The 11226-nt window shown below is 41.2% G+C and carries 11 protein-coding genes; 5 read left to right on the top strand and 6 right to left on the bottom strand.

What is annotated here, in order from left to right; translation table 11 throughout:
- Positions 1-214: 214 nt before the first annotated feature.
- Positions 215-439 (bottom strand): hypothetical protein, encoded by a 225-nt coding sequence (locus LC574_RS08575; RefSeq protein WP_229452897.1) that lies wholly within the window; start codon positions 437-439, stop codon positions 215-217.
- 464 nt (positions 440-903) lie between these two features.
- On the bottom strand, positions 904-1755 hold the full coding sequence (locus LC574_RS08570; protein WP_229452895.1) for an alpha/beta fold hydrolase: 852 nt from the start codon (positions 1753-1755) through the stop codon (positions 904-906).
- A gap of 86 nt (positions 1756-1841) precedes the next feature.
- On the opposite strand from LC574_RS08570, the gene LC574_RS37865 reads away from it, so the two are divergent.
- Positions 1842-1973, top strand: coding sequence for a hypothetical protein (locus LC574_RS37865; protein ID WP_267871458.1), 132 nt, complete (start codon positions 1842-1844; stop codon positions 1971-1973).
- Here the strand turns inward: LC574_RS37865 and LC574_RS08565 are convergent.
- The 4 genes from LC574_RS08565 to LC574_RS08550 form a co-directional block, all read right to left on the bottom strand.
- Positions 1911-3020: an FAD-binding oxidoreductase gene (locus LC574_RS08565; protein ID WP_229452893.1), complete on the bottom strand. Its 1110-nt coding sequence runs from the start codon at positions 3018-3020 to the stop codon at positions 1911-1913. The genes LC574_RS37865 and LC574_RS08565 overlap by 63 nt on opposite strands.
- A gap of 114 nt (positions 3021-3134) precedes the next feature.
- Complete coding sequence (psbQ, locus tag LC574_RS08560; protein ID WP_229452891.1) at positions 3135-3596, bottom strand: photosystem II protein PsbQ; 462 nt, start codon at positions 3594-3596, stop codon at positions 3135-3137.
- 376 nt (positions 3597-3972) lie between these two features.
- On the bottom strand, positions 3973-5343 hold the full coding sequence (gene trxB, locus LC574_RS08555; protein ID WP_229452898.1) for a thioredoxin-disulfide reductase: 1371 nt from the start codon (positions 5341-5343) through the stop codon (positions 3973-3975).
- A 368-nt stretch (positions 5344-5711) separates the two neighbouring features.
- On the bottom strand, positions 5712-6509 hold the full coding sequence (locus LC574_RS08550; RefSeq protein ID WP_229452890.1) for an Rpn family recombination-promoting nuclease/putative transposase: 798 nt from the start codon (positions 6507-6509) through the stop codon (positions 5712-5714).
- 110 nt (positions 6510-6619) lie between these two features.
- On the opposite strand from LC574_RS08550, the gene LC574_RS08545 reads away from it, so the two are divergent.
- The 4 genes from LC574_RS08545 to LC574_RS08530 all read left to right on the top strand — a co-directional run.
- Entirely contained in the window at positions 6620-7186 is a 567-nt protein-coding gene (locus tag LC574_RS08545) for a Uma2 family endonuclease (RefSeq protein WP_229452888.1), read from the top strand.
- A gap of 187 nt (positions 7187-7373) precedes the next feature.
- Positions 7374-7913: a type IV pilin-like G/H family protein gene (locus tag LC574_RS08540; protein ID WP_229452886.1), complete on the top strand. Its 540-nt coding sequence runs from the start codon at positions 7374-7376 to the stop codon at positions 7911-7913.
- Between the two features lie 281 nt (positions 7914-8194).
- Entirely contained in the window at positions 8195-10408 is a 2214-nt protein-coding gene (locus LC574_RS08535; protein ID WP_229452884.1) for an O-linked N-acetylglucosamine transferase, SPINDLY family protein, read from the top strand.
- A gap of 15 nt (positions 10409-10423) precedes the next feature.
- Positions 10424-11226: glycosyltransferase (locus LC574_RS08530; RefSeq protein WP_229452882.1), on the top strand; the 803-nt coding region annotated here is incomplete at its 3' end.

The following is an 11226-nucleotide window of genomic DNA, read 5'->3' as shown; positions in this document are numbered from 1 at the left end:
GTTTACCGTGACTATGAAAGACATTGCAGTAATTTACTAATCTTAACTACACTATAAAGATATAAGATTACGGAAAGTAAGTTTATCTAAATTATTCTTGACAAAAAGTTTGATTTGTAGATAAGCGAATAATGAAAATTTTTCGTTTGGTTTGTTTCCCAATATTAAAGCGCTACTTAAGTACTTGCTTTATAAAAAGATACATCTGTCATATTTAGATCATAAGTAAGGTGAATTCTAGTAATAAATTTACCATAGCCGTTGGTTTCGACACAACGACTGCGCTCAGTGCATCGCTTCGCTCAACCAACTGAGTGGTCGAGAGTTGAGCGACTCGTGCCGACTTGTACTCTCGCACTTGTGCCGAGCATCTCGACTTGCGGACATGGAACCGGAGCCGAGGTAAGTCGAAACTCGTCAACATAGGTATTTTTTTCATCACAAATCACCTAAGCATTATTGATATTATTTTCAGCTTTATTGACACTGAGGTGTTAATCTTGATCAGAGGTAGTACAATGTCTAAGTTAGTTTTGAGGGTTTGTAGTAAGCACAAAGCGTGCTTAGAACATCAGGACTAAAGTCCTGACTACGAACTTGCTTATCCATCAATTTAAACTTGACGCACTAGTAGTATAAACTATAAAATGCTTGATGCAATTTCCGCTCAAATATATAATTTTGAGTTAAGCAAAGAATTGTAAATATCCTTTATCGTAAGTTCAAGGGTTTAAGACCCCAACCATTATATGTAGCACCAGTTCCAGTCGGGGTTTAAATCCCCGTCTGAAATGTCTAAAATGTTTGAATTTTGAATACTTCGGCTACGCTCAGTACAAGTTTTGAATTGTGTTTATCTGTGGGTTCATTTTTATAATATCGATTTTTGCCAGAGCTATATTGTCAATGAGCATCTTTACGACGCATAAAGGGTAAAAGGTCTTCTAAAATCGCTTCGTGGTAGTGTTCTTGAGGATAATGTCCCACGTTATTAAGTTTTATTAATTCGGTATTTGGTACGGAGTTGGCAAAATTTTCGGCAATGTCTACGGGTAGCCAAGGGTCAATTATACCCCATTGAATCAGAATTGGCTGTTGCCATTCTTTAAAGCCAGATTCGACTTCTTTCATTGCTGAATCAAGCTGTAAATTGCGAATACTTGATAAGAGACTCCGCCCAGATGAAGAACTTTTTAAAAATGGTTTCCGATAAACATCTAATTCTTTATCTCCTATACGATAACGGCTTCCACCTTCTAGCGTCCGGTCAACCAAAAGCGGGTCTTGGGTCATTACTTCACCTGCCAAAGGCAAACCCATCTGTTTAATTTTCCAGGGTAATTTGGCAGCAGTTGAAATTGGTGTATTTAAAATAGCTAAATTGGCAATTTGTTCGGGGTGACGCAAGGCATATTGTAGTCCTACAGAACCTAAAAAACCTTGGACAACTAAAGAAAAATGTTCAAGTTCTAGCGCTTTGATAAATCCTTCTAAAGCTGTGATAAAAGCATCGGGAGTGTAAGCAAAATCTCGTTTTTCTGGTTTTGCAGAAAAGCCGTAACCAATCCAATCTGGAGCGATCGCTCTTGTACCCTGATTCGCCAAAGCAGGTATAATATTACGCCAACTGTAACTTTGTGAGACTAAGCCATGTAGCAACAACACAGGCGCTAAGTCAGTTCTGCCAATTGGTGAAGATTCTCGATAAAACCATTCCAGTGAATCTACATTGATTTTATGTTCTGTTATTGACACGCTATATTCCTATATTGGGCATTGGGAATTGGGCATGGGGCATCCCTTCGGCTTCGCTCAGGGCAAGTGGGCATTGGGCATTGGGCATGGGGCATGGGGCATTAGTTATTCTTTCTCCCCCTGCTTCCTCATCCCCCTCATCCCCCTCATCCCCCTCATCTCCCCACTTCCTGATGAATAATCATCTCACGAATCGCATAAGCTGTAGCGGGCGCTAGTAAAACGCCGTTGCGATAGTGTCCGGTAGCTAGGAGGACATTACTAAACCCTGGCAACTTACCAATAACTGGGGCTGGACGACCTTCAGGACGGGGACGTAACCCCGACCAAGTGCGGAGAATGGTTGCTGTGGCTAACTCTGGGCAAAATGCGATCGCTTGTTTTCTAACAGATTCCAGCAGTTCTTGATTTGGCAGTATCTCATCGCCATTGTTGGGAAATTCCACTGTTGCACCCACCCAATAATCTCCACCGCCCACAGGAACAATATGCACATCGTTACCCGTTATCGCTGGCTGAAAGTCTCGATTACCTAACGGATGCCCTACATGCATTTGCAATGCTTGCCCAAGTACGGGGCGGATATCAATTATCTGATTTAATTTTGCCGTCAGTGGTGTTGAACCTAGCCCTGCTGCGATTACAAACCAATCAGCCGCTATTGTTCCTTCTGTAGTTTCAAGTTGAACGCAAAATTGGGGAGAAGATTCAGGTGGTGAGGTTTGGGCATCCAAAACAGTCACACCGAATTTGAAAGTCACACCGTTTTGCTGGGCAGCCTCAACTAAAGCTAATGTGAGAGCAGTTGGATCAAGTTGACGATCTTGGGGAGAATAGACAGCGCCAGTAATTGTTTCATGATCAACTTGAGGACAGATATTTTTGAGTTTAGCCGTATCCCATATTTCTAAATGCCAGCCTTGAGAGTGGCGAACTTCTACAAGTTTTTCCCATGCTGCTAAATTCTCCTCTTCCAAACCAAGACTGAGAATTCCCTGGCGGTTAAAGGGGATTTGGCGACCTGTTAAAGCTTCTAGTTCAGGAATCAAAGTCTCATAGCGTTGGATGCTAGTTTGTCGCATCTGCCAAGCTTTGCCCTTAATTTTTTGGCTGATTGCGCCCATTAAAACGCCAAGTGCAGCGCCCGTGGAAGCTTGTGCTGGTGCTTGCCGATCGCAAACTGTGATTTTCAGCCCTTTTACTTGACTCAGTTGGTATGCGATCGCAGCCCCAACCACACCACAACCGATAATAACTACATTCATGACTTGTGCTTTAAATGAGAAGTTAGGAGTTAGAAGTGAGGAGTTAAAAATTTAAAATTCCTAACTCCTGTACAGACGCGATTAATCGCGTCTCTAACTCTTGTACAGACGCGATTAATCGCGTCTGTCTTCTTTCTTAGGAAGCAGATTGAGGAATTTGTCAATATCTGCGAAAGCAGCCTGGGAGTTACTTAGGGCAACTTGAGGATTGCCAGCACTAGTAGCTTTATCAAGTTTAACCAGGTCGTTAAACAAATCTCGCGTTATCTGACGTGCTGCGGGTTGGTCTTTGGGCAGAAGGTTGGGAGTGACATAAGTCAGGTTCAGCCTTGCTTCTGTGATGGGCCCATGTATAAAGTTACGCACATTGATCCAATCACCTCTTTGGATCAGGGTTTTCAACTCTTGTGAGCGATCGCGCACAGCCTGAATTTCAGGAACATAAGCCTGAATTCTTTCAAGTTGCGTTGCTGTATAAGTCGGAGGTGCTACCGCAACACCAGGGCCGCCACAACTAATTAGGAATGTGGCCAATAATACTAGGAAAAATGAAAAAATCGAGCGTTGACGCGCCATACATTGAACTTGATTACTGTTTTTTTGCCGATTAACAGTGTCATTTTAGATCGCTAGCGTAATTTATCGTTCACTCTAGATAATTTAATCTGGAAAATCACTGTCAAAGTGAATTTTTACCAATTCAGGACTTACGCAGCGATGATTAGTCATTGCGAGCGGAACGCAGTCAAGCGTTGCAATCCCAGTCAAGACTGGGATTGCAACTCTTAGAGACGCTCCGCGTAGCTTGCTTCTCCGTTCGCGTAGCGTTCCGCAGGAAAGGAGTACGCAACGCTTGCAATGACGAAAGTACGTTGCCTTTGCGTAAGTCCTGTTGATAACCCGCAACTTGGGTTATTAGCAGTTAAAAAAATTATTTCCTAGTCCCCAGTCCCTAAAGATTACTTTCAATCAACTGGCGGTATTCGCTCTTTTGCTTCACACCTTTGACTTCCTTCACCAGTTCCTTATTTTTGAACAATTGAACCGTTGGCGTTCCTGTCACACCAGCATTTTCAGCAATATCTCGGTCTTTGTCGATGTCAATTTCCACAAAGTGAATTTTGCTGTCAAATTCATCCACCACTTTATTTAAAATCGGCTTCAGGGTATGACAAGGGCCACAACCAGGAGAGACATATTTAACAAGGAGTAAGCGATCGCTTTCATGGAACAATTTCCGTAAGGCATAACCTCCCTCATGGCGCGTCCCATTCAAATTAAATCCAGCTTCTTCCTCGGCTTCAGTCTTTTTGGCTGGCTGATGTTCTAATTCATTAACCGCCGTTTCTGGCTGTTGATGGAATTCTTGAATCAAGCCAGTGGATGACAACCAACGTTCTGCCAACATCGCCGCCATACAGCCAGTACCCGCAGCCGTAATTGCTTGCCGAAACTCATGATCTTGCACGTCGCCAGCAGCAAAAACGCCTTCTACACTGGTTTCCACAGTACCGTGCTTGGTGACAACGTAACCTATCTCATCCAGTTCTAGTTGCCCCTTGAATAAAGAGGTGTTGGGAGTGTGACCAATAGCGTAGAATAAACCCTTAGCGTGCAGTTTGCTCTCTTCACCAGTTTTGGTATTGCGGACTTTCACCCCTTCCATGTGACCGTTACCGAAGATATCCATAGCTTCTGTGTTCCAATGCACTTGGATTTTCGGGTTACTCAAAACACGGTCTTGCATGGCTTTAGAAGCCCGCATTTTATCGGTGCGTACCAACATATTTACCTTAGAACCATACTTAGTGAGGTAAATTGACTCTTCCGCCGCCGAGTCGCCAGCACCAATCACAGCCAATTCTGCACCGTGGAAAATCGGTGTCGCACCATCGCAAATCGCACAAGCGGAAATACCCCGACTCCAAAATTCATGTTCGTTGGGTAAACCTAAACGTTTTGCTGTTGCACCCGTAGCAATAACGATGCTGTTGGTTTTTATTTCCCTCTCTTGCGATCGCACTGTAAATGGACGTTGACTCAAGTCAACTGCTATAACATCTTCAGTATATAGTTCAGCCCCCCAGCGCTCTGCCTGCGCCTTCATCTGATCCATCAGTTCCGGCCCGGTAATACCTTGGGGAAACCCTGGAAAGTTCTCAACTTCCGTCGTTGTCATTAATTGCCCACCAGGTAATCCCCCGGCTTGGAAACCCTCAAATACAACAGGTTTCAGGTTAGCGCGTCCGGCATAAATAGCAGCTGTGTACCCTGCTGGCCCAGAACCGATAATTACCAAGTTTTCTACAGTTGTGTTAGCCATGAAAATATACGAACTCATAACGACTACGCTTAATATAGCATAATAATTTACGATTGGCTACATCAGATGGTAAGCGATCGCCAAATGCCTACGGTACTATGCGCTCAATACTTGTCAAAGATACTCTTAACCGCTAAAAGTTTTCTCGCAGATATTTCCTGATAACTTCAATATCTATTTCTAGCAATTCTGCCATTTCTTGAACACTCATACCTCGATCTCTAAGTTTTGGGGCTAATTTCAATCTACTCTTTTCCCAGATGTTCTTGTACAATCGAGTAATTGTAAATTCATCTAAATCAAACATAGTTTCAATTGCTCCTAATATATGTATGTGCCAGTTGCATAAGTTACATTATTCTGAACCACTAAGACTGTTCTTGCAGATATTTCTTGATAATTTCAACATCTAGTTCTAAAAATTCTGCTATTTCTTGAATACTCATACCTTTCTCAACACATTTTGGGACTAATTTCAATTTTGTTTCTAGTTCTGTTTTCGGCTTTGTCTTTTCCACGATACTCTCGTACAATCGAGTATTTTTGAATGCATCTAAATCCAGCATAGCTTCAATTTCCTCTAAAGTAAGATTGGGAAACTTATAAAATACAATGGCTTGGATAAATCCTAGCACTTTCTTTTGAAGATTTTCATCGGGAAAATCTTCTCGTGCCTGAGTGATTAGCTGTTGAGCTAAGGAAGTAGCTTTTGTAGGCGATTCTACAAATAGTTTGGCAATTCCTACCCCCAAGGAATCTTCAGCCCTAGTAGAAAGTTCATTCAGATAAATGCAGCGTAGATGTTGTTCTACTAAAGCCTGATAGCGGGGGTGAGGTGGGGTTTCATGAATACGTTTGTCGTAAATAACAATTGCGTACCAGTCTGAGTTTGCGGGTTTATATTGACGAAAGTAAACAAAAATTTCTCCAAAAAGTCGCTCGTAAAATTCTTCATCTTTGTAAGTTTGCAATTCTACAAAATATAAGGGTTCATTTTCAAATCCCTTAATAGTAGCAAATAAGCCGTCTAGACGAAATGATTGTTGTTTGATTTCAGGTGCAATAAATGTGTAGATATTGGGATTAGTATCAGGTTTATCAATAAGTTCAAAAAATATCTGTGGTAGTTCCTTGATAAGTTCATAAAAAATTACATCTGTTTTCATTGATGCTACTAATGGCAAACTATGCAGCCGTTTTTCTTTCAATACAATACATTGTAGCTTTCTTAAAGTGCGGTACTTATGATATACATAAGAGTATTTTCTGTAATATTATGTCTTTCACCATTACAGACTTAGAGGAGCTACAAACCGAGCATCCAGAATGGCAGATGGAGCTGGTAGAAGGGAAAATTATAGTTATGGGGCCATCAGATTACGAGTCAGAGGAAATTGGCACTCGGTTGAGTACCTTCTTGAATATTTGGGTAATGTCGCGCAAGCTAGGGCGAGTGACTGGCTCTAGCGCAGGTTTCATATTACCTAGAATAGAAGAGGACGACTTGGAAAAAAGAAACCTGCGTGCCCCTGACGTGTCTTTTGTTCGGGCTGACCGACTGAAGAAGACCAAGCGCGACTTTGTAGAGTTAGTTCCAGACTTGATGGTTGAGATTAAATCTAAAAGCGACAGAATCAAACCGCTTGAAGAGAAGATTCAGCTATTTTTGCAACTTGGGTCTACAGTCGGCATATTGATTGACCCTGATAAGTTGACAGTAACGGTTTATCGAATAAACCAAGCTCCAGTGGTATTGCAGAATGGCGACACACTTACATTACCAGACTTGCTACCAGGTTGGGAACTGGCAATATCAGAATTGTGGCCACCTGAGTTTGAATAAGGCACTTCCACAATCGAAGTTGAGAATCTAGCCCCTAGTGTAGACCAGGGGCTTTTGAATGCAAGGATTTTGGATTGTGTAACCGCATTTCCCCAAACTTTTTTTCTGAAGGTGATAGGAAAGCGATCGCAGTTGGGTAAGTTATATCTAGAACACACAACTACATCATACACCTGGGAAAACACTTATGAAAACCGAATTGAAAGCAAAGTTTCTCCAACACATCCTCGGCAAAAAGAAGGAAAACGAAGGTTTTACACTTATTGAATTACTAGTAGTAATTATTATTATCGGTATTTTGTCTGCGATCGCACTACCTTCTTTCTTGAACCAAGCTAACAAAGGTAAGCAATCAGAAGCTAAACAGTATGTTGGGTCTCTCAACCGCGCCCAACAAGCATATTACTTGGAAAATAGTTCGTTCGGATCTACCATAGATAAGTTGGCTATTGGTATTAAAAGTCAAACTGAAAACTACAAGTATGAAATTAATACTAGTGTTTCTTCTCAGGTTGCTAATAATGGAGTATCTTTGAAACCAGCCCTTAAATCCTATGCAGGTAATGTGGTTTTATCGGTACTACAAAATGATAGTAGTGACGCAAGCACTTTAGCTATTTTATGTGAGACGAAAGCTGTTGGCGTTGGTACAAGTCTACCACCAGCAGGTAGTGGTACCCCATTGCAACCTGGTTGTCCTAGTACTGATTATCAAGTGATGAAATAAGTAAAACGGTTAGCTGTATCTCTTTTAGTTGAACACTAAATCAAAGTGGGTGGTTTAAGCCACCCACTTTGATTTAGCTGTAAATTTCAGTAATTTAAAATCTTGCACTAGCCCCACTATTAACCACTAAATTAATTTACTGGTTAATAGTTCAACTCAGCTTTAGCTGACTTGAAAAAGTTTCAGTCCATTTGAATGGGCTTGATCTATTCATCAGGAAATAAAGTTCCGGGCGAGGTGCAAGATTCGATACAATACTACTCTCCTAAAAATCCTTGGCTATGACTTCTGTACAACTTCATCATACTGCTCTCATTTTGTTAGAGCAACAAGCTCAACAATATTTCATCAAAAGCAATTACAATCAAGCTGCTAGCTGCTATGAGCAAGCTATACAAGCAGAACCGGAAGTAAAATCTCACTACTGGAACTTAGGATTAATGTTGCTATTGCAGGGGGAAGAGACAGAAGCACAGATGACTTGGCTGCTGGGTATGGGTGAGGGAGAAGTTCAAGAAGTTGAGCAGTGGACAAGTGAATTGATACTAATTCTGCAAACCGAAGCTGAACGCAGAAAGACGCTAGGAGACTATAAAGTTGCTTGGGCAATTCGCCAGCATATCCGGGAAATAAATCCCACAGATGTTAACAATCTGTTGTATTTGATTGAGCTAGCTATCAAACAGGAAACGCTTATTGATGATGAATTAACTTCTCTAGGAGTGATTGAGTTAATTCAGTCAGAACCAATTGTACATATTCAGCTATTGTTGCAGGTGTTGGAGAGTATTCTCAATTACGATCCTTTACATCCCGCAGTCCCAGCATTTGCAGAAGCTTGTCTAGCTCATGTTCACGAGCCTCAATCTTTCATTAATATTTTGCTTCCAGCTACAGTTAAAATTGCCCACTCAATGCGGCAACCGAAACTTGCGGCGTTACTTCTAGAGCTAGGTTTACGTCTCGAACCTGAAAATCTAGCAATTTTGCGCCATTTGGCTGCTTTTTATCTGAAAGCAAATGATTATTCTAAAGGGATAGAAGTAGCAAAATTATGCTATTCGCTATCAAATACATTAATTGATCAAATTTTTGCAATACACTTACTCCATCGAGGATTAATGGATTGCCCTGCGTGTTGGGAAGAAGCCTGTGAAGTTTTCCAACAGCAGCAAAATCTGATGATGTTACTGTTAGAAGAAAAATCTCTAAATTTGCGATCAGTTGAGGTTCTGTATCTATCTAATTCCAACTATTTTGCTCCATATTTGCAAGATAATATTCAAAAAAATAGATATATTCAAAATCAAATTGCCAGTCTTTGTCAGCTTAATGTAGAAAACTATGCCAGTGAAGAAGTACAGCGATATCAACAGCGAACTTCCAAAGGGCGAAATAGCAAACTAAAAATTGGATACTTGTCGCATTGTTTATCTAGGCATTCAGTCGGCTGGTTGGCGCGGTGGTTGATTCAGCATCATAACCGCGAACAATTTGACATATATGGTTATTTTATAAATTATAAACAGATAAACGATCCGCTACAAGAATGGTATGTACAGCAATTCACTCAAGCTTATAAAGGTGGAATTTATAGTGAAGATATTGCTGAAAAAATTTACCAAGATAAGATCGATATTTTAATCGATTTGGATAGCATCACTCTAGATGTAACTTGTGAAATTATGGCGCTAAAACCCGCACCTGTGCAAGTAACATGGTTGGGTTGGGATGCTTCGGGAATACCAGCAGTTGATTATTTTATTGCTGATCCTTATGTTTTGTCAGAATCCGCTCAGGAGTACTATACAGAAAAAATCTGGAGATTGCCCCAAACTTATATAGCAGTAGACGGTTTTGAGGTGGGTGTACCTACTCTACGCCGGGATTCTTTAGATATTCCTAATGATGCTATCATCTATCTCAGCGCTCAGAGAGGATTTAAGCGTCACCCTGATACAGCAAGACTGCAAATGAAAATTATCAAAGAAGTTCCCAATAGCTACTTCTTGATTAAAGGGTTAGCAGACTCTGAAGCTGTGCAGAAATTTTTTATGCAGCTAGCAGAAGAAGAGGGTGTAGAATGCGATCGCCTGCGATTTTTACCTCAAGATTTCTCTGAGGCTGTCCATAGAGCAAATTTAACTATTGCTGATGTTGTATTAGATACTTTTCCCTACAACGGAGCTACAACAACCCTAGAAACACTCTGGATGGGTATCCCCTTAGTAACCAGAGTTGGACAGCAATTTGCCGCTCGTAATAGCTACACCATGATGATGAATGTAGGTGTGACAGAAGGCATTGCTTGGACAGATGAAGAATATGTAGAGTGGGGTGTGCGCTTGGGGAAAAATGAAGCTTTACGCCAGCAGGTGGCTTTGAAGCTGAAATCATCTCGACAAACAGCACCCTTGTGGAATGGTAAGAAATTTACTGGTGAGATGGAGAAAGCTTACGAACAAATGTGGGCAAACTATCTTGGAGGGAAATAATTAAAGGTTACTGCTTTGGATAAACTAAGAATTCTGATCATTACAAATTTATATCCGCCGCAAGTAATTGGGGGATATGAGCGAGCGATCGCTGACTATGCAAGATTGTTACATCATCGTGGTCACACTGTATTTGTACTGACAAGTAACGCTGAAGAATATACTACCAATTACATAAATAAAGAACCAGAATTTGTTGTTCACCGCAGCTTACATTTATGTGGAGAATGGACAAAAGAAGGAACTCAGTGGTTTTCTTTGGAAGAGGTGGCATCTAGGACTTTCCAAAATCGCCAAATTGTAGCTGAAGACTTACAAGTGTTTCAGCCAGATATATGCCTAGCAGGTAACATTGATTTTCTAGGACTGGAACTTTTAGAAAAAATGCTTGCGGATGGCATACCAATTGCTCATTACGTTATGAATGCTACTCCCGGCTATGTCCCAATGTTAGCTCCCAAGAGCCAGTTGCATCAGTACATTACCTGTAGTAATTGGATTCAAGATAGCTTAAAAGAACATGGCTATCCAGTTAATACCACTCAGACTATTTATCCAGGTGCGGCTGTAGAAGAATTTTATCAAGCCGAACTACCACCGCGCGATCGCTTACGCATTGCCTACGCAAGTTTGGTAATGCCATACAAAGGAGCAGATATATTAATTGAGGCTCTTTCCTTGCTTCATGCTGGTGGTATTGAATTTTCGGCTACCATCGCTGGAGGAACTCTCAAACCAGAATTTGTCCAGGCTCTCCAAGAATTTGTTGAGTCAGAAGGTATGCAAGACAAGGTTAAGTTTCCTGGCGCTCTCTCACG

Origin of the sequence: Nostoc sp. CHAB 5715 (assembly GCF_020829685.1) — a bacterium.
In the GTDB taxonomy this organism is placed as follows: Bacteria; Cyanobacteriota; Cyanobacteriia; order Cyanobacteriales; family Nostocaceae; genus Nostoc.
This window is presented reverse-complemented; position numbering and strand designations above follow the sequence as displayed.

What these genes read in the sequence shown, in the direction of transcription:
- LC574_RS08565 (WP_229452893.1), bottom strand. Translation starts at nt 3,020, where the DNA reads ATGAATGTAGTTATTATCGGTTGTGGTGTGGTTGGGGCTGCGATCGCA.
- LC574_RS37865 (WP_267871458.1), top strand. Translation starts at nt 1,842, where the DNA reads ATGGGGCATGGGGCATTAGTTATTCTTTCTCCCCCTGCTTCCTCATCC.
- psbQ (WP_229452891.1), bottom strand. Translation starts at nt 3,596, where the DNA reads ATGGCGCGTCAACGCTCGATTTTTTCATTTTTCCTAGTATTATTGGCC.
- LC574_RS08545 (WP_229452888.1), top strand. Translation starts at nt 6,620, where the DNA reads ATGTCTTTCACCATTACAGACTTAGAGGAGCTACAAACCGAGCATCCA.
- LC574_RS08575 (WP_229452897.1), bottom strand. Translation starts at nt 439, where the DNA reads ATGAAAAAAATACCTATGTTGACGAGTTTCGACTTACCTCGGCTCCGG.
- LC574_RS08550 (WP_229452890.1), bottom strand. Translation starts at nt 6,509, where the DNA reads ATGAAAACAGATGTAATTTTTTATGAACTTATCAAGGAACTACCACAG.
- LC574_RS08540 (WP_229452886.1), top strand. Translation starts at nt 7,374, where the DNA reads ATGAAAACCGAATTGAAAGCAAAGTTTCTCCAACACATCCTCGGCAAA.
- trxB (WP_229452898.1), bottom strand. Translation starts at nt 5,343, where the DNA reads ATGGCTAACACAACTGTAGAAAACTTGGTAATTATCGGTTCTGGGCCA.
- LC574_RS08535 (WP_229452884.1), top strand. Translation starts at nt 8,195, where the DNA reads ATGACTTCTGTACAACTTCATCATACTGCTCTCATTTTGTTAGAGCAA.